Genomic DNA, 19,562 nt, shown 5'->3' on the forward strand with positions numbered 1-19,562 from the left:
TCTCGTCAGTGGTCTGTCGTCCGTGGTTTCTTCCTGATACGGCTCAATGTTTCGGCAGAGATACCCAGGTAGGAAGCGATCATATTTTGCGGAAAACGCTGAAACAAGGCGGGATTGGATTCCAGCAGGCTGAAATAACGCTCTTCTGCGGTCAGGCTGATGGCGGAATGTATACGCTTCTGGTTGGCGATCGAATTGCGCTGATCCATGGTGCGGATCATGTTATTGATGGCGGGGATCTTATCTACCAATCCCTGAAATGCTTCACTGGTGGTAACGAGGATATCCGAATCTTCTACCGCGTCGATATTGTATCTGGAAGGGGTGAGCATGGTAAAACTTTCCCTGTCGCCTACCCACCAGTTTTCGGTGCACAGAAAAATGATATGTTCTCCCCCTTTTTCATCCACACTATATTGCCGCATGGCGCCTTTTACAATAAAAGCCATATTCTTGCTTACATCACCTTCCTGGAGAAAATATTGTTTTTTGCGCAAATGTCTGGGCCTGAAAGATGCTGTTACCAATGCGAATTCTTCTTCAGTAAGTGTGGAACCTGAATATTGTTCTATGTATTTGCGGAGCATTTCGTGCATTTTGTAAAACTAGGAGATTCCACGCAAAGGTGCAAAGGAAAGCAAAGGCGCAAAGGTGATGATAAAAAAAATGTTTGCTTTGCGACTTTTGCCTTTACGCTTTGCGTCTTTGCGGGAAACCTCCGCTTACCGACCTTTCCCCTCCGTTTACCGGCAATTTCCTTCGCAAAGCCTAAAGGCTCTTGCATGCTGTGTTTTCTCAGAGTAGATTTGTTTAAAATTCAGCAATCATGATACAAGATGAACACATGCGGAACCGCTTTGAAAGAAGAGCGAGACGTTTTGAAAGAAGGAGTGCGAAAGGCCGCGTTTTTACAGGTTTGGTTTTATCGGCCGTAGGTGCCATTTTATTGATACAGAAACTAAGCGCCCCATTTCCCCAATGGTTTTTTACCTGGCCGGTAGTGATGATCGTTTTAGGCCTGTTCATTGGAATCCGCAAAAAATTTCGTGGGCCGGGATGGCTGATGTTCACGCTGATCGGCGGTTTGTTCCTTGTAGCCGACCTGCATCCTGAATGGAATATCAGGGTATATACCTGGCCGATACTGCTGATCTTCATCGGGCTCGCCTTCATTTTTCGCCCAAGGCATAAAAGCTTCAACGAAAAATTCAGTAACTGGGCCGGATGTGATGATTTCGATGAAAAAAAAAATCCCGGTTCGTTCAACAGTAGTGACGATGCAACCCCGGGATCAGAAGCCCCTTTAGAGATTGTAAGCATTTTGGGCGGAACCAAAAAAGTCATCTTATCCAAGGATTTCAAAGGCGGTGAAGTCACCAGTTTTTTAGGGGGCACAGAACTCAACCTCAGCCAGGCCGATATAAACGGAAGGGTCACGCTTGAACTGACGCAGGTGTTGGGCGGCACCAAACTGATCGTGCCTGCTCACTGGGATATACAACCCGAACTGGTGTCATTTCTCGGCGGGCTCGAAGATAAACGCCATACCACCGGTGTGGTAGACCCCACGAAAGTATTGGTATTAAAAGGCACTTCTGTTTTCGGCGGAATTGAGATCCGCAACTACTGAATCAATTACGAATGTCAAATTACGAATTACGAATGAAGATTCGTACAGTCAGTAACTTGAATTCGTGGTTGTCATTCGTCATCCGTAATTCGTAATTTTTAATTGATCTGTATGAAATGGTATCTTGCAAAAATAGTTTTCCGCATCATTTGCGGTGATGGCGACCACAAAGCTCAGTTTGATGAACAGGTAAGGCTGGTGCTGGCGGAGAATGCCGATGAGGCTTTTGAAAAGGCACACCAGATCGGCGAAGATGAACAGGATAGTTTTATGAACCATATTGAGCAACTCGTGCAATGGAAGTTCATCAATGTATCGGAACTGTATCAGCTGCATGATATGATCCACGGGGCTGAAGTCTTTTCACGAATCGAAGAGCATGAGGATGGCGAGAATTATACCAACATCGTGCACAATAAAGCAAGGCACACGAGAGAAAGAAATGCGTTGATGTTATTCGAACAAGTGTAAAGCACAATGAATCATCTGAATGGATAATGTAATAATGGATAATGTTTTCTGTTCCAACTTTATGTTGTTTCAGGAAGTTGATATCGTTCAAGCCTAAAAAATTATCCATTATTCAATTTTCCATTATTAATACCTATTTCAAAATTGTCTTCAATTAACTCCATTTGGCCCGTTCACCACTTTCAGTTGTAAAATTCTTAAAGGTATTCGTTACCTGGTGGCTGGCCTGGTCTGCCCTGCATGCCATTCTCTTATGGTGGCTGGGGCTCTACTGGCAGATAGCGCTCACGGATAGCGGCGTGTACAACGGACTTTCGGCATTCGCCTGCCTCCTGCTTTGTTATGTGATGCAATTTTACCTGCCACAAAAAGAACGTTATTGGTATATCTTTTTTATCAGCCTGTTGCTGAGTTCGCTGATAGTTTTTACAGGTAAATATCTTTTGCAAAATATTTATGAAGGAAATAATGCTTACCTGCTTTCGCTGAAATATTCTTTACCGATACGCTGGGGAATTGCGTTCTTATTGATCGTGTGCATGTCGATGATCTGTGTGCTGTGGTACAGTTTCCAATACCAGCAGGAAACGGAACAAAGAAAAAACGACGCGGAAGCCTTGAGTAAGGAAGCGGAATTGTTTGCCCTCAGGAGACAGCTGCAACCACATTTTTTATTCAACAGCCTCAACTCGATCAGCGCACTGGTGGGCACGAGGCCGCAGGAAGCGAGGAATATGATCCAGCAACTGTCTGACTTTTTGAGGGGGACGATCAAAAAAGATGAAAACAAAACAGTAACGCTTGCTGAAGAATTGCAACATCTGCAATTATACCTGGGCATTGAGCAGGTTCGTTTCGGCCACCGGTTGGATACACAACTGACCAGCAGCGATGAAAGCCTTTCGATGAAGATACCTGCGTTATTATTGCAGCCGATCGTGGAAAATGCCATCAAATTCGGGCTGTATGATACCATAGGACAAGTAACCATTCGTATACAAACGCTTACAAACGAAAACCAACTGATCGTGGTCATCAGCAATCCGTTCGATCCCGATACGGCGCAGCCGCAAAAAGGGGAAGGGTTCGGATTGAGTTCTGTAAAAAGAAGATTGTATCTTTTGTACGCACGCCACGACCTGGTGGAAACAAAAGCCGCCGATAAATTATTCACTACCACCGTTAAAATACCACAACTGATCTATGAAAGTGCTGATAATTGATGACGAACCACTGGCGAGACTCATAGTAACCGAGTACCTGCAGGATTTCCCCTCCCTGGAGATCGTACAGGAGTGCAGCGACGGATTTGAAGGACTGAAAGCAATTCAGCAGCATCACCCCGACCTCGTATTCCTGGATGTACAGATGCCGAAGATCAATGGATTTGAAATGCTCGAACTCGTGGAACATCCGCCTGCGGTGATCTTCACCACTGCATTTGACGAATATGCCATCAAGGCTTTTGAAGCGCACGCAGTTGATTATTTACTCAAGCCATTTAACAAAGAGCGTTTTGCCAAAGCCATACAAAAGTGGATGGATACCACGCAACACTCTGCTGCCGCGAATACAGAAGCTTTGCTGAATGATGCTGCGCAATCGCCTTTGCAAAAAGACAGGATCGTGGTAAAAACCGGCAGCAAGATCAAGATCATTCCCATGAATGATATACTTTACCTGGAAGCTGCCGATGATTATGTTAAGATCCATATTGCCGAAGGCGCTTTTCTGAAGAATAAAACGATGGCCTATTTTGAATCGCTGCTGGATCCGGGTTCCTTTGTCCGCAGCCACCGCTCCTATATTCTGAATGTACAACAGGTGACCAGGATCGATGCTTACGAAAAAGATAATCACCTCGCTATTCTCAAAAACGGGGCAAGAATCCCTGTCAGCAGGAACGGATATACAAGGTTGAAAAAGCTACTGGATATATAATAATGGATAATTGTACAATGGATAATATTACCCACCGTACAATTAACCATCAAATAATAGTCTACTAATTTGGTAGATTAATAAAACTCTCCTACTTTTGATCCGGAAATCGTTACTGTATGTATTTATTATTTCTGACGCTCCAATTATTTATTTCAAAACCGGTATTTGAAGCCAATGAGGTATCGGGTACCATAATCAGTGAAGAAACAAAGTCGCCGATAGATAAAGCATATTTATATGTGGTAAAAGGAGAAGAAGAGGCGACTACAGATGCGAATGGAAACTTTCGTTTTACAACCTGGCAGGATAAGCCTGTAAAGATATTCATATCGCATAAAAATTTTAAAAGCAGGGTGATCACGCTCAATGGCGTCTATCGCAATTTAAGAATAGTATTGGCTAAAAGTCAATGATATATAGTCTCGTGGCCGAGTGGTTAGGTAAAGGTCTGCAAAACCTTCAACGGCGGTTCGAATCCGCCCGGGGCGTCAGTTTATAAAACGGCAATCAATCGAAAAGGGGCGGCATTTCTATGCTGCCTTTTCATTTGAATGTATAGTTATAATGGATAATTGTACAATAGATAATTTCTACAGTGGAAGCATATTAGTGTTCGAACGTACTACAAAGTAATAGTAATTGACCATTATCCATTGTACAATTATCCATTATCCATTATCAATTATCCATTGCATATTCTTTAAAACTGCAATAAAAACACTGTCCCTTCTCCTTCCACCGACTGCACCTGGATATTTCCTTTGTGCAACATCATGATCTGTTTGCAAAGGCTAAGCCCGATCCCGCTCCCACTCTTCTTGGTACTGAAAAAAGGAATGAATATTTTTTCCATCACATCCGGCGCTATGCCGGTCCCGTTATCAGCCACTTTGATCACCGGTTTTTTACTGATATCCCGGTAAGCCGATAAAGTAATGGTAGGTTCCGGGCTATCCCTGATCGCTTCAATGCTGTTTACAACAAGGTTGATCAATACCTGCTCGATAAGGCTGGTATCGATTTCCAACATCATACCCATATCTTTCAGCACTATATCGAGACTGATGTTTTTCTGATCAAATGTAGGCTGCATCAGGCTGTTGATGTCTTCAAAGAGATCACGTACATACACCGTCCTCACACTCGGCGCACTGATCTTGTTGAGGTTGCGATATGTTTCGGCAAATTTCAGCAACCCTTCGCTGCGGCGTTTGATCGTATCTATTCCTAATTCCAGATCATCCACACTGCCGGCATCATTGTTCAAATGGCTCATGGATTCTTTCAGGCGATGCTTTAAAGTATCCGCCAGTGAAGAGATCGGCGCAATGGAATTCATGATCTCATGTGTCATCACATTTAATAATTTTTCCCAGGCTTTCGCTTCCGTTTCATCCAATGCTTCATCCACATTCTGAAAAACAGCCAGGTTATATTTTTCTCCATCCGTCTGAAACGTAGTGCCCGCCAGGATCAGCTTGAATGAACCATTTTCCAGGTGTGCTGTCGCGATCTTGCTGCTGCCACTCTTCAGCGACAAAATATCATTGTACAAGGCTTCGTCCCTGCGCTTGAGCGAACCGATCGTTTTAAGATATGGCAGTTGCAGCATCTTTTTCAATGATTCATTCATCCAGACCACTTCGCCGGTGGATACTTTATAAGAAATGATCCCGGTATCCACGAGCTCCAGTATTTGCTGCAGGTATTGATACTGGGTTTCTTTTTCCTTACTCATCTGTTTGAACGCTTCGATGATATCATTAAAACCTTTTCTCATCGGTTTCATATCTGCCGAAGCGCCCGCCACATCGAAACTGCGGGAGAAATCCCGGTATTGTACCGACTTCACAAACTGGTTGAGTTCGTTGTAGGCCGTACGTTGCAGGCGAATGAATAATATCACCTGGTAAACAATCACCGGCGTAAGGATCACCAGGTACACCCATGCATTCCTGACCGCCAGGAACGCTGCCAGCACCAGTGTTGCGAGCAATAACATCACCCGCCAGATGATCTTCCAGTCTGAATTTTTAAATGTCATATTTATTCAATCTCCTGTAAAGAGCCGTTCTTGTGAGCCCCAGTTCTTTGGCGGCTTTGGAAATATTTCCATGATGTTTTTCAATCACTTTTAATATTGTATTCTTCTCCACCACACTCAGCGTAGTTTCATCTATCTTTTCCGTTTCCGGCGTAAAAGTTTCTATCGGTGAAAAAATAATGTCATTTGCCTGCAACACATCACCATCGGCCATGATCACCGCACGTTCTATCGCATATTGAAGTTCACGCACATTACCCGGGAAACTATACTTCTCTAATTTTTCTGTAGCAGACTTATCAAATTTCAACACAGGCTTCAGGTATTTGTTGCTGTATATCCTGCTGAAATGATTGGCCAGCAAAACGATGTCTGTACTGCGTTTCCGCAAGGGCGGCAAAATGATCTCCACCGTATTTATCCTGTAAATAAGGTCCTTACGGAAGCGGCTTTCATTGGCGAGCGCACTCAACTGCACGTTGGTAGCACATACCAGGCGAATGTCGATGGACCTCGGAAGATTATCTCCAAGCCGCATCACCTGCCGGTTTTGCAGCACGCTCAATAATTTTGATTGTTGCTGCAAAGAAATATTCCCTATCTCATCCAAAAATAATGTTCCGCCATCGGCTGCTTCAAACCTTCCTGCCCTATCCTCACGGGCATCTGTAAACGCTCCCTTTTTATGGCCAAAAAGTTCGCTTTCAAAAAGGCTTTCGGTCAATGCACCTACGTCCACTTTTACAAAAGGTTTTCCGGCGCGCAGTGATTGTTCATGGATCGCTTTCGCGATCAGGTCTTTACCGGTACCGTTTTCACCAAGTATTAAAATATTGGCATCCGTAGGCGCTATCTTTTCAATCTTGTAAAAGATCTCCTGCATCGCTTCCGAAGTACCCAGAATTTCCTTGTTGAATGTGGCGCCATCATCAGCCGATTTTTTTGACGCCACTTTATCATTGTTTTTATTAAGCACATCTTTCAGCGAAGTGATCAGGCGCTCATTGTGCCATGGTTTTACCACAAAATCTGCAGCCCCTTCTTTCAGCGAACGCACTGCCAGGTCTATATCTCCGTAAGCGGTGATCATGATCACCGCAACAGACGGCTTGAGTTCTTTTATTTTGCGCAGCCAGTAAATCCCTTCATTTCCGGTGTTGATAGAACTATTGAAGTTCATGTCCAGCATGATCAGGTCGAACGAATGTTTCGCCAGCAGATGCTTTATATTTTCAGGATTTTTTTCCGTGAGTACCTCTTTCACTTCGGTTTTCAGCAGTAGCCTGACAGCAGTCAGCACATCTGTATCATCGTCGATGATCAGTATTGAAGCATTCTTTAATAACATAATGTATAATATATGATCCGGTATTGAACTACAAGTATACCATAAATCTAAAGCTATGACAACTAATATTTTAGATATTGGAAGCGGTGGCATGTGTATCAAAAGCGGACACTTGTTGTATTGTTTGCGGACAAACGGACAGTTGAGATTTTTTATAACTAACTGGTAATCACATATGATAGTTTATGGCACACTTGTTATCTTATCTCTTGTACAAAAAAATCATACCGTGGACAGAGTTATAGAAAAAAAGAAATGGAACAAAAAAAGGGTGCTGACGATCGTGGGTGTTGCAGCACTGGTTGGGCTTGTTGTGGCAAGCTACCTCCTGACTTCCGGGAAGAGCAGGTTGAATGTTGATACCAGCCGCATTACAGTGAGTGAAGTTACCAAGGGGCCATTCCAGGAATTTGTGCCCGTGAATGGCATCGTGCTTCCGGTGACCACCATTTACCTGGATGCTTTGGAAGGTGGACGAGTGGAAGAAAAATATGTGGAAGATGGCGCCATGATGAAAAAAGATCAGCCGATCCTTCGCCTGGCAAACACCGATCTTGAACTGAGCCTTGCCAACCAGGAAACCCAGGTGTATGATGTATTGACTCAGATGCAAAACACCCGCAACAATGCTGATCAGAACACCATTGGAAAATTAAACCAGATGGCGGATGTAGATAACGCCAGCATTGAAGCCGAAAGGGTTTATAAATTAAATAAGACGCTGTACGACCAGAATGCGATCGGGTCGCAGGAATTCAAGGCTTCTGAAAATAATTACAATTACCAGTTGAAAAGAAAAAAACTCACCCAGGAAACCCTGGAGAAAGATATGGCTTCCGGTAAACTGCAGATCAGCCAGGCGGGACAATCTTATTCTAGAATGCAAAATGCATTGGCATTGATGCGCAAAAAAGTGGGTGACCTGATTGTACGGGCTCCGGTAGATGGCCAACTTACTTCACTGGATGCAGAGATCGGCCAGTCGAAAAACAAAGGCGAAAGACTGGGGCAGATAGACGTAACAAGTGGTTTTAAGGTACGTGTAGATATTGATGAACACTACATTTCAAGAGTTTTCATCGGTCTTATGGGTAAGTTTACACTGGCAGGAAAAGACTACAAATTAAAAATAAAAAAAGTATATACGCAGGTTACGAACAGCAGGTTCCAGGTGGATATGGAATTTGACGGAGCTGCACCGGAAGGGGTACGCAGGGGACAAACTTTACAGATCAGGCTGGCACTCAGTGATGAAACACAGGCGATACTGATCCCTACGGGCGGTTTCTTTCAGCAGACCGGCGGCAACTGGATCTACAAGTTGAACGAAAGCGGCACCATCGCTTATAAAACAGATATCCAACTCAATCGCCAGAGCCCGGATTTTTATGAAGTAGTGAGCGGATTGAAACCAGGCGAAAAAGTGATCACATCGAGTTACGAAAATTACGGAACGATGCAGGAGCTCATATTGAAAAAAGAATAAGACCAATGATGAAGTAAAAATTAAGAATTTTAAAAAACCGAATACATGAAAAAGCAATTAACAATATTGTTGACCCTATCTGCAGTTGTTTTCTGGGCGCTGTTGCACCGGCAGCAAAATGATGTTACCGGAAAAGATAAAACTTCATTTCCGAAGAGTCATGAAAAGCATCAGGAACAAGGGGCTTCTGTAAAATTGCCGGGATACCGCATCATGAAAAACCTTTCAGTTTATTAACACCTGCCCTATATAAAATTTAAAAAACGAATAAAAATAAGATCATGATAAAAATTTCTCAGCTCGAAAAAGTTTACCGTACAGAAGACGTAGAAACTGTTGCCTTGAACAAACTTTCTTTTGAAGTAAAGGAAGGTGAATTTGTAGCAGTGATGGGGCCTTCCGGTTGTGGAAAATCAACGTTGCTCAACATTCTCGGCTTGCTGGATGACGTGGATAAAGGCAGTTTTCTTTTTAACGGAACAGAGATCGCGGGATTCAATGAAAGGAAACGTGCCGACCTGCGGAAGAAAAATATCGGTTTTGTTTTCCAGAGTTTCAACCTGATCGATGAGCTGACTGTTTTTGAAAATGTAGAACTGCCATTGATCTATCTCGGTATCAAAACAGCTGACCGCAAACAAAAAGTGGATGAGGTATTGGAAAAGATGCAGATCATGCATCGCCGGAACCATTACCCACAGCAGCTTTCGGGTGGACAACAACAGCGTGTGGCAGTGGCAAGGGCAGTAGTAAACAATCCCAAACTGATCCTCGCGGATGAACCTACCGGTAACCTCGATTCATCCAATGGTAATGAAGTGATGCAATTGCTCACCGACCTGAACGAACAGGGAACTACTGTGGTGATGGTAACGCACAGCGAACACGATGCACGTTACAGCCACAGGATCATACGCATGCTCGATGGACAGGTAGTGACCGAAAATATCCTGGTTTAAAATGTAGTTGCGGAACATCATATCCGTCCGAACGATGTCAGACGGGCGGGCATCTCAAATCATACATCATACATTTATCATGTTAAAGAATTATTTCAAAATAGCATTCCGGAATCTGCTGAAGCATAAAGGTTATGCTGCGATCAATATCACCGGCCTCGCCATCGGTATTGCGTCCTGCCTTTTATTATTCCTCGTAGTACGTTATGAAATGTCGTATGACAAAACACAGCCTAACTACAAGAACCTTTATCACGTGGTTACGCAAAATAAATATGCAGACCGCACCAACTATACTTCCGGCATTCCAAACCCCGCTTTGGAAGCGCTTCGCCTGCAAATGCCGAATACTAAATTCACAGCATTGAACTCATTGTATGGCGCACAGGTTTCCGTGGTGAATAATTCCGGAGGAGCTGATAAAAAATTCATTGAAGATTCAGGGATGTTCTTCTGCGAGCCAACATTTTTTGAACTATTCAGTTATACCTGGCTCAATGGATCGCCGGCGGCTTTGAAAGAACCTAACACCGTGGTGCTGACAAAAAAATACGCGGAAAAATATTTCGGCAACTGGAAAGATGCTGTAAACAAAATGTTGTTGATGGACAATTTCGTCCCTTTGAAAGTTACCGCCATTTTAGATGATGTGCCCGCCAACACTGATTTTCCATTAGGAGCCCTGGTATCCTACGAAACAGTAAAAAAATATGGTGATCATTATAATTTCAATGCGACCGAATGGGGAACCACTTCCAGCAATTACCAGATATTTGCATTGCTACCAGCTTCCATGACGCAAGCGGAAGGCGACCGGCAACTTTTAGAATTCAGCAAAAAGAATTATACGGGCAGAAATGATAAATCAGAAAAGATCAATTTCCTGCAACCATTGAAAGATGTTCATTTCGATAAAAGATTTGAAACATTCGGCGATCACGTTACAGAACGCTCTACCCTGCTTACACTTTCGCTCATCGGTTTATTTATCATCATCATGGCCTGCATCAATTTTATCAATCTTTCCACGGCGCAGGCTGTAGGCAGGTCGAAGGAAATCGGGATGCGAAAAGTTTTGGGCAGCAGCCGGAAACAGCTGTTCCTGCAGGTTATGGGCGAAACCGGGTTGATCGTACTGATCGCCGGAATACTCGCCATCATTATCGCCATGCTTTGCCTTCCTTACATCAAACACATCGTTTCCATACAGGAGAATCTTAGCCTTTTTAATGCGCAAACACTTGTATTTGGATTGCTGACAGGGGCAGTCGTTACATTATTTGCCGGGTTATACCCATCATTGATACTCTCAGGATTTAAGCCTATCATGGCTTTAAAGAACAGGATCACCTCCGCGAAAGTGGGTGGCATTTCATTGCGGCGTGGATTGGTGGTAACTCAATTTGTCATCTCACAGGTATTGATCGTGGGAACGATCGTTGCAGTAATGCAGATGAATTTTGTTCATAACGCTGATCTTGGATTCAATAAAGAAGCAGTGTTGTTAATGTCTACAAATGCTGACAGCAGCGTGATACAGCAATACGGTGCATTCAGGGAAAAACTTTTGCAGACGCCAGGTGTAGTAAATGTTTCGTTCAATGCTGACGAACCATCTTCTGACAATAACTGGAGCAGCAATTTCGCTTTTGATCATAAGGATGATGAACCGTATCCTGTTTCGTTGAAATTTGCAGACGAAAATTATTTCAAAACTTTCGGGCTGGAATTTATTGCAGGACGGCCTTTCGAAAAAAGCGATTCTGTCAGGGAAATAGTCATCAATGAAACACTGCTGAAAAAGCTGAACCTTAAAAAACCAGAAGACGCATTAAGTAAAGATATCCGCATCGGTGGAGCGCCCTGGAAGAAAATCGTAGGTGTTGTAAAAGATTTCAAAACCAATTCCCTGCGGGACGCCATCAATCCCATCCTGATCATACAAAATTCGAACTTTTATGGCAAAACGGCGATCAAGATAAGCTCCAGTAACCTGGCCCAAACACAGTCTGCCATTGAGAATACCTGGAATAGTTTTTATCCTTCTTATGCTTACAAGACTGCTTTTATGGATACCAAGATCAATGATTTCTACAAGCAGGAAAACCAGCTTTCGCTTTTGTATAAAATATTTGCAGCACTTGCCGTGTTCATCTCGAGCCTCGGATTATTCGGCCTGGTTTCTTTTATGGCAGTACAAAAAACAAAAGAAGTGGGCATCCGCAAAGTCCTGGGCGCTTCTGAAAGAAATATCGTCTACCTGTTCTCAAAAGAATTCACTGTACTGATCCTCATCTCGTTCGTGATCGCCGCGCCATTGGCCTGGTACATGATGAATGGCTGGTTACAGAATTTCCAGTACAGGATACAGCTTGGAGCGGGAGTTTTCCTGATAGCCATCCTGATATCCATAATGATAGCGTGGATAACAGTCGGTTACAAAGCGATCAAAGCGGCAGTTGCCAACCCGGTGAAAAGCCTGCGTACAGAATAACCGATCGATCACCATCATACATTATTTATGTTTACCAATCATATCAAACTCGCGTTTCGCAACCTGCGCCGCAACAAGGTTTTCTCTTTCATCAACATTACCGGTCTGGCGATGGGGATTGCCGCTTTCCTGTTGTTGCTGGAATACATCAGCCTGGAGCAAAGCGTTAATAAATTTCATGCCAACCTGCCATCGATGTATCGACTCATCAACGAATCTCCGGATGGTAAAACCTGGCCTGAAGTAGAGCCGGGATGGGCAATGCAGGCCAGGCAACGCTACCCGGAGATAAAAGAATACTGCCGTTTTGAAGAAGGAATCGCACAAGGCATCGTTACAAAAAATGACAATAGCAATACCAGCTACCGCGAATCAGGCATCGGGTACGCTGATGGAAATTTCTTTAATTTATTCAGCTTTTCATTATTGAATGGCAATGCCACAGATCTCGAAAAACCAAACACGGTCTACCTTTCCGCATCTACCGTAAAAAAATATTTTGGCAAAGAAAACGCGATAGGAAAAACGTTGGTATTGAATAACCAGTTTGGAAAAGCTGTATATACAGTCAGCGGCGTATACGAAGACATGAAGGAAAATTCAGATATCCGTTACGATATGGTGTTTTCGCTGGAAACACTGAAAGATCCGGCAAATCTCAACAGCAACGATTGGGCTGCTCCCGACAATCTGAATTCTCAATACATCAATACTTTTTTCCTGCTGAATAAAAATTCAGACGTCGCCGCTTTAGAAAAAAAGCTGAATACCCTAAGGGATGAGTTAAAAAAAGATAAGGATGGCGTACGCTTCAGGCTACAGGCCTTTTCAAATGTACACCTCGGAACTTCGTTGGGCGACAGCTACCCTACTACCGGAAACCTGAAATACATCTATGTGCTGGGTGGAATTTCCCTGCTGATACTGGTTATAGCCTGGTTCAACTATGTCAACTTATCAACTGCAAACTCCTTCAAACGTGCAGGCGAAGTAGGCGTACGCAAAGTGATTGGTGCAAGCAGGAGCAACCTCGTTTTGCAATTCATGGGGGAATCTTTGCTGATCAACCTTCTTGGCTTTTTATTCGCAATCGTATTGATCCTTTTATTACAACCCTTATTCAACAAACTGGTAGATAAACCTCTTTCGCTTCAAACCATTACCAGTTCTACCTTGTGGATATATGGCCTGTTATTGCTTATGCTCGGCTCCATATTTTCCGGAGGATATACCGCGTTCGTTTTATCAGGTTTCAAGCCTCTTGATATCTTAAAAGGCAAGGTGAGCAAAACCTCAAAAGGCATCTTTTTGCGCAGATCACTGGTTGTTTCACAATTCGTTATTTCAATCGCACTCATCATAGCCACGCTTACCATCTTCGGCCAATTGCGCTTCATGCAGAATAAAAACCTTGGCCTCAATACATCGGAACTACTCGTATTACGCGGCCCCGAGGTAGGCAAAGACAGTACTTATAAAAACAGGAAAGAGGCATTCATAAATACACTGGCATCCAAAAGTTTTGTGCAGGATTACTGTGTATCCGGCAGTGTGCCCGGCAATTTCTACAGCTTTGTTACAGGCGGGTTTACACAGCCTGCCTCTAAAAAAGGCGATGAATTAAAAAACTATTCATTCGCCATCATCAGTGATCGCTTTTTGAAAACCTATGGAATACCATTGGTGGCCGGAAGAAACTTTACTGCACAGGAATGTGCGGTTGAATGGAATGATAACAGTAAAGTGTTAATGAATGAACAGGCGATCCGGCAATTAGGTTTCAAAAATCCTGAAGAAGCTTTGCATGTGAATGTTCAGTGGGATGAGCGGCCATTGCAGATAATTGGCGTAGTAAAAGACTATCATCACCTGGGAGTACAACATGCCATCGACCCGGTGATATTTTATCCTCAAAATACGAGCAGTTATTACACCGTAAGATTATCGCCAGGCAACACTCCCGAAAAGATAGCATCGCTTGAGAAGGCTTACAAAGAGAGTTTTGCGGGCAACCCGTTCGAGTATTTTTTTGAAGATGAAAAATACGATAAGTTGTATGCATCCGAAAAACAGTATGGGCACATCTTCACCACAGCATCCATATGGGCCATCTTCATCGCATGCCTGGGGCTTTTCGGCCTGGCATCTTTTACAGTGGAATCGCGTGTGAAAGAAATAGGTGTACGAAAAGTATTAGGCGCGGGTGTGGGGAGTATAGTGACTTTGCTCTCAAAAGACCTGCTGCGACTGGTGCTGATCGCTTTTATTATCGCATCGCCGATAGCCTGGTATTTCATGCATAAATGGCTGCAGGATTTTGCGTATCATATAAATGTTGGCTGGTGGTCGTTTTTACTGGCCGGCTCCATCGCCATCCTGATCGCATTGGCCACAGTGGGTTTCAGAGCAATGAAAGCTGCCCTCGCAAACCCCGTAAAGAGCCTTCGGACCGAATAAAATTGATTACGATCAAAACAACAATATGTTTAAAAATTATTTTAAAATAGCTGTCCGGCACCTGTGGAAGAATAAAACTTTCACTGCCATCAATATTTTCGGGCTTTCGATAGGTATAGCATTTACATTACTGATCGGTGCTTATATCTGGAGCGAACTGCAGGTGAATAAAAATATTTCGCATAAAGACGAGATATTCCTCTTGCAAAGCAAATGGAAGGACCCTTCCATGGGTCTCGATTTTGCTACACTGGCGCCGCTTTCCAAAGCCCTCAAAGAAAACTACCCCAACCTGGTAGAAAATTATTATCATCACGATGGCATCAGTTCAATCGTATCAAAAGGTGATAAACATTTTACGGAAGGCCTGCAGGTAGGTGATGCCAGTTTCCTTGAAATGATGGGGTTCCCGTTAATATATGGAAATGCTTCCACTGCGTTGGACAAACCAACTTCGCTTGTGCTTACCGCATCCAAAGCGATCAAATATTTTGGCACTACTAACGTAATAGGGCAAACGCTTACCATCCAGTCTTTTTCAGGAAGCAAACAGGATTTTGAGATCACGGGGGTAATGAAAGATCCTCCTCAGAATACTATCAACAGCTGGGGCAACGGCATCAATAAAGGGACCAATGAATTTTTCCTGCCCGCTTCCAGCCTGCGTTTCTTTGGCAGGGATGCCGCTTTTGAAGCCTGGCAAAATGCATTTGTACTGAGTTATGTGCAACTTAAAAAAGGGGTAACCCCATCACAACTACAGGCTCCTATTGCACAGCTTATAAAACTGAATACAGAACCGTCTGTTCAAAAAAACCTACAGGTATACCTCACCCCTGTTAAGGATTATTACCTGCAATCCAACAATGGTATCGTTTACAGGACAATCTGGGCTTTGGGCGCCGTGGCACTGTTTATCCTTTTCATGGCGATGGTCAACTTCGTAAATATTTCCGTTGGTAATTCCGTAAGCCGCTTAAAAGAAATCGGCGTCCGTAAAGTTATGGGTAGCGACAAACGCCAATTGATCATACAATTCCTGACGGAATCAATTGTGCTGGTGGCATTTTCCGTGATCGTTTCTTTACTGTTATACGCAGCAGCAAGGCCGTTCTTTGGTAACATGCTGAATAAAGAACTGACCAGGTTATTTTCTTTTCCTTTGCAATTCGCGTTCATACCCATCATCCTTACCCTGCTGATCGGCGTAATGGCGGGCATTTACCCTGCGTTCGTTTTATCAAGGCAACGATCACTCGATTCCTTGAAAGGAAAATTACAAACCGTAAAAGAAAAAATATGGTTCAGGCATTCATTGATAGGTTTACAGTTCGTTACTGCAATTGTAGTATTCGTGGCGGCTGTATTTATCAATGAACAGGTTAAATTCTTCCTCACCAAAGATCTTGGTTATAAAAAAGACCAGGTCATCACGGCCAAAGTGCCGCGTGACTGGACTCCGGAAGGTGTGCAAAAAATGATATCTGTGCGCAATCAATTTGCTTCTCTTCCGGGTGTCATCAGTTCCAGCTTTTCCTATGAAATCCCGGATGGCGCGAGTGCGAGTATGAACAACAACCTCTACAAAGCAGCGCAGGATTCTACAAAAGGAGTTGTGGCTGTCTCTTTATTTACGGATGAAAAATACAGGGCCACCTATGGTATACCGATGGCAGCCGGAGATTTTTTTAATGAAAAAGGTGGTAACCCCGATTCGCTTGGAGTAGTATTGAATGAGACTGCCGTAAAAGCATTGGGATGGAAAAATGCGCAGGAAGCAATCGGTCAGCAGGTAAAGTTTGAAGGCAATCCACAGGCATCCATTGTTGGAGGCGTGGTGAAGGATTTCAACTTCGGCACTTTGCATGAGAGCATCAAACCGATGTACTTCATCCATGTGCAGAATGCTCCATTGTTCCGTTATCTCTCGTTCAAGATCAATACTGCCGACACAGAAAAAAATCTTGCCTCCATACAAAAGAAATGGTCTTCGCTCCTGCCCGGTGCCCCGTTCGAATATGTTTTCATGGATGATACGCTGGCCCGCCTTTACAGCACCGAACGCCAGATGAAACTAGCTTCAGGCACTGCTACCGGCATCGCTCTGGTCATTGTGTTGCTGGGTGTATTGGGTATAGTAACGCAAACGATCACACGCCGTACCAAAGAAGTAGGCATACGAAAAGTGTTGGGCGCTTCTGTTGCACAGGTATTGTTATTATTCGGAAAAGAATTTTCGATACTGCTGATCATCGCAAACTGCATCGCATGGCCGGTTACCTGGCTATTTGTAAACAGATGGCTGACAAATTATGCGTACCGGATCGATGTGACATGGTTTCCATTCATCAGCGTTGGAATTCTACTGGCCATATTGACCGGGATCGTAATCGTTTTGAAAACTATAAAGATCGCTTTTTCCAATCCTGTAAAAAATTTACGGACAGAATAAAACTCACTCATCAATCATAAAAAATGATACAACTACAACATATTTCAAAATGGGTAACGCAAGGTGGATCAAGGATCTTCCTGCTGAAAGATATCAACCTGGAAATACAGGAAGGACAATTTATCTCTATCATGGGGCCTTCAGGTTCGGGAAAATCAACTCTCCTGAATGTGATCGGCATGCTGGATCAGCCTGATGAAGGCGATTACAATTTCATGGGACAGGAAGTGTTCAAGCTGAAAGAAAAACAACGTTCGGCTATTTACAAAAGCCACATCGGGTTTGTATTCCAGGCCTATCACCTGATTGACGAACTCACTGTTTATGAAAATATTGAAACCCCCTTATTGTACCAGGATGTGAAACAATCGGAACGAAAAGCATTGGTAGCAGATATGCTCGATAAGTTCAACATCGTTGGTAAAAAAGACCTGTTCCCTTCGCAGTTATCCGGAGGGCAACAACAGCTGGTAGGGATAGCGCGTGCCTTGATAGCTTCTCCGAAACTCATACTTGCAGATGAACCTACGGGCAACCTCAATTCAAAACAAGGCGAAGAGATCATGGAACTTTTCAAGCAGTTGAATGACGAAGGCGTTACGATCATACAAGCCACGCACTCAGAAAAAAATGCCGCTTACGGCTCCCGTACCATTCATATGCTGGATGCGAGAATTGAACTTTAAGAACAGACAAATCAGAAAAATGAAAAAGACGTTAATAATATTATCCGGGATAATGATGAGCTGCATACCGGTATTGGCACAAGATAGCAGCACTTTTAGCCTTAAGAAATGCGTGGATATCGCATTCGAAAATAACCTGCAGGTGAAACAATCCAATTTACAACTGGAGCGTTCAGGCATCCTGCTCAACCAGGCAAGATCAAACCGGCTTCCGGACCTGTTGGCTGATATCAATCACGGCCTTAACCAGGGACGCAGCATCGATCCATTTACCAACTCGTATATTAACCAGGAAATTTTTTACGGCCAGTATGGCCTTGGTACCAATGTTGTCCTGTTCAATGGAGGACAGTTGAAAAACCTGGTAAAACAAAATCGACAAAACGAAGAAGCCGGAAAAATGGATGTACAACAATCCAAAGACAATCTCATGCTGAATGTTTTGCTGGCATATCTGCAGGTATTGAATAATGAAGAACAATTGCATCAGTCGCAAAACCAGCTTGTGCTTACGAAGAAGCAGGTGGAAAGGCTTACACAGCTTAACAATGAAGGATCGATCATTCCGGCCCAGCTTTATGAACTAAAAGGCCAGCAGGCAAATGATGAACTGGCCGTTGTAAACAATAGCAATGCCGTGGAAACTGCTAAACTTGCGTTGTGCCAGTTGATGAACATTCCTTACAATAAAAACATGAAGGTAGAACAGGTATCCGCATCGGATTATGCTACTAAATACCTCGCTGATCCTGAAAGCATTTACCAGCAGGCCCTGGAGTTCATAGCATCGGTAAAAGCTGCCGATCTGCGCACCCGGAGTGCTGCTTCCGCAGTAAAAGTTTCCCGCGGCGCGTTTTATCCGCAGGTAAGTTTTGGCGCGAATATCTACACAAATTATTCCAATGCGGCACAAAGCCAGCTTTTCCTCAATACCACGCAGGTTGAATCGGGCGACTTTGTAACTGTGGGGACCGATAAACTACCGGTCATCACTACACGAAACAATTACCTGACACAAAAGATCGGTTATACCGATCAATTTAAGAACAACTACAATACTTCATTCGGGTTGAATGTACGGGTACCGATCTTCAACAGAAATACGGCAAAAAACAATCTGTTGCTGTCGAAAAACACGCTCCGGAACAATGAATATATCCTTGAAACTACCAGGATCCAGTTAAAACAATCCATCGAACAAGCTGCATTAAACATGACTGCGGCTTATGACAAATACACCTTACTGCTTCAGCAGGTGAGTGATTTCGATGCAGCTTTCAGGATTGCCGATGTGCGCTACAAAGCAGGTGTATCAACACAAGTAGACTACCTGATAGCAAAAAACAATTCCGATCGTACCGCGATCAACCTGATACTGGCGAAGTATGATTATATTTTCAGAACAAAGATCTTAGATTATTATCAGAATAAACTCAACCTTCAATAATTACGAATTACGAATTACGAATTACGAATTACGAATTACGAATTACGAATTACGAATTACGAATGATTGCGAAGAATGAAGCGAAGGGGGATCGCAGATTAAAAAAGGATGAAGGGGATTGCACAGATTATTTTTACTTCGTAA

General features: G+C 43.4%; 16 protein-coding genes. 13 read left to right on the forward strand and 3 right to left on the reverse strand.

Annotated elements, in window-relative coordinates:
- Nucleotides 1-5 precede the first annotated feature (5 nt).
- Nucleotides 6-587, reverse strand: coding sequence for a Crp/Fnr family transcriptional regulator (locus tag EGI32_RS02295; protein WP_255153744.1), 582 nt, complete (start codon nucleotides 585-587; stop codon nucleotides 6-8).
- A gap of 239 nt (nucleotides 588-826) precedes the next feature.
- Between EGI32_RS02295 and EGI32_RS02300 the strand changes: the two genes are divergently transcribed.
- The 5 genes from EGI32_RS02300 (at nucleotide 827) to EGI32_RS02320 (ending at nucleotide 4,458) form a co-directional block, all read left to right on the forward strand.
- Complete coding sequence (locus EGI32_RS02300) at nucleotides 827-1,630, forward strand: DUF5668 domain-containing protein (protein ID WP_255153745.1); 804 nt, start codon at nucleotides 827-829, stop codon at nucleotides 1,628-1,630.
- 111 nt (nucleotides 1,631-1,741) lie between these two features.
- The gene (locus EGI32_RS02305; RefSeq protein ID WP_255153746.1) at nucleotides 1,742-2,101 is read left to right on the forward strand and encodes a DUF4288 domain-containing protein; all 360 of its coding nucleotides are present in this window, start codon (nucleotides 1,742-1,744) and stop codon (nucleotides 2,099-2,101) included.
- Between the two features lie 164 nt (nucleotides 2,102-2,265).
- The gene (locus EGI32_RS02310; RefSeq protein WP_255153747.1) at nucleotides 2,266-3,324 is read left to right on the forward strand and encodes a sensor histidine kinase; all 1,059 of its coding nucleotides are present in this window, start codon (nucleotides 2,266-2,268) and stop codon (nucleotides 3,322-3,324) included.
- A complete protein-coding gene (locus EGI32_RS02315) occupies nucleotides 3,305-4,042 on the forward strand; it encodes a LytTR family DNA-binding domain-containing protein (RefSeq protein ID WP_255153748.1) in 738 nt (245 codons plus the stop codon). The genes EGI32_RS02310 and EGI32_RS02315 overlap by 20 nt, the downstream gene beginning before the upstream one ends.
- A gap of 119 nt (nucleotides 4,043-4,161) precedes the next feature.
- Nucleotides 4,162-4,458: a carboxypeptidase-like regulatory domain-containing protein gene (locus EGI32_RS02320; RefSeq protein WP_255153749.1), complete on the forward strand. Its 297-nt coding sequence runs from the start codon at nucleotides 4,162-4,164 to the stop codon at nucleotides 4,456-4,458.
- Nucleotides 4,459-4,745: 287 nt separating this feature from the next.
- Here EGI32_RS02320 and EGI32_RS02325 read toward each other — a convergent pair whose 3' ends face one another.
- Together EGI32_RS02325 and EGI32_RS02330 are read right to left on the reverse strand one after the other, a co-directional pair.
- Complete coding sequence (locus tag EGI32_RS02325; RefSeq protein ID WP_255153750.1) at nucleotides 4,746-6,089, reverse strand: PAS domain-containing sensor histidine kinase; 1,344 nt, start codon at nucleotides 6,087-6,089, stop codon at nucleotides 4,746-4,748.
- Nucleotides 6,079-7,437 (reverse strand): sigma-54 dependent transcriptional regulator, encoded by a 1,359-nt coding sequence (locus EGI32_RS02330; protein WP_255153751.1) that lies wholly within the window; start codon nucleotides 7,435-7,437, stop codon nucleotides 6,079-6,081. The genes EGI32_RS02325 and EGI32_RS02330 overlap by 11 nt, the downstream gene beginning before the upstream one ends.
- A 229-nt stretch (nucleotides 7,438-7,666) precedes the next feature.
- On the opposite strand from EGI32_RS02330, the gene EGI32_RS02335 reads away from it, so the two are divergent.
- The 8 genes from EGI32_RS02335 to EGI32_RS02370 all read left to right on the forward strand — a co-directional run bounded on the left by EGI32_RS02335 (nucleotide 7,667) and on the right by EGI32_RS02370 (nucleotide 19,418).
- Nucleotides 7,667-8,923: an HlyD family efflux transporter periplasmic adaptor subunit gene (locus EGI32_RS02335; RefSeq protein ID WP_255153752.1), complete on the forward strand. Its 1,257-nt coding sequence runs from the start codon at nucleotides 7,667-7,669 to the stop codon at nucleotides 8,921-8,923.
- A 45-nt stretch (nucleotides 8,924-8,968) separates the two neighbouring features.
- Entirely contained in the window at nucleotides 8,969-9,160 is a 192-nt protein-coding gene (locus EGI32_RS02340; protein ID WP_255153753.1) for a hypothetical protein, read from the forward strand.
- 44 nt (nucleotides 9,161-9,204) lie between these two features.
- Nucleotides 9,205-9,882 (forward strand): ABC transporter ATP-binding protein, encoded by a 678-nt coding sequence (locus EGI32_RS02345; protein WP_255153754.1) that lies wholly within the window; start codon nucleotides 9,205-9,207, stop codon nucleotides 9,880-9,882.
- Nucleotides 9,883-9,961: 79 nt separating this feature from the next.
- Nucleotides 9,962-12,376, forward strand: coding sequence for an ABC transporter permease (locus tag EGI32_RS02350; protein ID WP_255153755.1), 2,415 nt, complete (start codon nucleotides 9,962-9,964; stop codon nucleotides 12,374-12,376).
- Nucleotides 12,377-12,403: 27 nt separating this feature from the next.
- Nucleotides 12,404-14,833 carry an ABC transporter permease gene (locus EGI32_RS02355; RefSeq protein ID WP_255153756.1) on the forward strand — a complete coding sequence of 810 codons (2,430 nt, stop codon included), beginning with the start codon at nucleotides 12,404-12,406 and terminating at the stop codon, nucleotides 14,831-14,833.
- Between the two features lie 25 nt (nucleotides 14,834-14,858).
- Nucleotides 14,859-17,285, forward strand: a complete 2,427-nt coding sequence (locus EGI32_RS02360; RefSeq protein WP_255153757.1) for an ABC transporter permease — start codon at nucleotides 14,859-14,861, stop codon at nucleotides 17,283-17,285.
- 23 nt (nucleotides 17,286-17,308) lie between these two features.
- Entirely contained in the window at nucleotides 17,309-17,971 is a 663-nt protein-coding gene (locus EGI32_RS02365; protein ID WP_255153758.1) for an ABC transporter ATP-binding protein, read from the forward strand.
- A 19-nt stretch (nucleotides 17,972-17,990) separates the two neighbouring features.
- Nucleotides 17,991-19,418 carry a TolC family protein gene (locus EGI32_RS02370; RefSeq protein WP_255153759.1) on the forward strand — a complete coding sequence of 476 codons (1,428 nt, stop codon included), beginning with the start codon at nucleotides 17,991-17,993 and terminating at the stop codon, nucleotides 19,416-19,418.
- The last annotated feature ends 144 nt before the right edge of the window (nucleotides 19,419-19,562 follow it).

It is taken from the genome of Ferruginibacter sp. HRS2-29, from assembly GCF_024343615.1.
Taxonomy (GTDB): Bacteria; Bacteroidota; Bacteroidia; order Chitinophagales; family Chitinophagaceae; genus Ferruginibacter.

Bases quoted from the DNA above. Each gene is read 5' to 3' on its own strand.
- EGI32_RS02295 (WP_255153744.1), bottom strand. From the start codon at position 587: ATGCTCCGCAAATACATAGAACAATATTCAGGTTCCACACTTACTGAA.
- EGI32_RS02300 (WP_255153745.1), top strand. From the start codon at position 827: ATGATACAAGATGAACACATGCGGAACCGCTTTGAAAGAAGAGCGAGA.
- EGI32_RS02305 (WP_255153746.1), top strand. From the start codon at position 1,742: ATGAAATGGTATCTTGCAAAAATAGTTTTCCGCATCATTTGCGGTGAT.
- EGI32_RS02315 (WP_255153748.1), top strand. From the start codon at position 3,305: ATGAAAGTGCTGATAATTGATGACGAACCACTGGCGAGACTCATAGTA.
- EGI32_RS02320 (WP_255153749.1), top strand. From the start codon at position 4,162: ATGTATTTATTATTTCTGACGCTCCAATTATTTATTTCAAAACCGGTA.
- EGI32_RS02325 (WP_255153750.1), bottom strand. From the start codon at position 6,089: ATGACATTTAAAAATTCAGACTGGAAGATCATCTGGCGGGTGATGTTA.
- EGI32_RS02330 (WP_255153751.1), bottom strand. From the start codon at position 7,437: ATGTTATTAAAGAATGCTTCAATACTGATCATCGACGATGATACAGAT.
- EGI32_RS02340 (WP_255153753.1), top strand. From the start codon at position 8,969: ATGAAAAAGCAATTAACAATATTGTTGACCCTATCTGCAGTTGTTTTC.
- EGI32_RS02345 (WP_255153754.1), top strand. From the start codon at position 9,205: ATGATAAAAATTTCTCAGCTCGAAAAAGTTTACCGTACAGAAGACGTA.
- EGI32_RS02350 (WP_255153755.1), top strand. From the start codon at position 9,962: ATGTTAAAGAATTATTTCAAAATAGCATTCCGGAATCTGCTGAAGCAT.
- EGI32_RS02355 (WP_255153756.1), top strand. From the start codon at position 12,404: ATGTTTACCAATCATATCAAACTCGCGTTTCGCAACCTGCGCCGCAAC.
- EGI32_RS02360 (WP_255153757.1), top strand. From the start codon at position 14,859: ATGTTTAAAAATTATTTTAAAATAGCTGTCCGGCACCTGTGGAAGAAT.
- EGI32_RS02365 (WP_255153758.1), top strand. From the start codon at position 17,309: ATGATACAACTACAACATATTTCAAAATGGGTAACGCAAGGTGGATCA.
- EGI32_RS02370 (WP_255153759.1), top strand. From the start codon at position 17,991: ATGAAAAAGACGTTAATAATATTATCCGGGATAATGATGAGCTGCATA.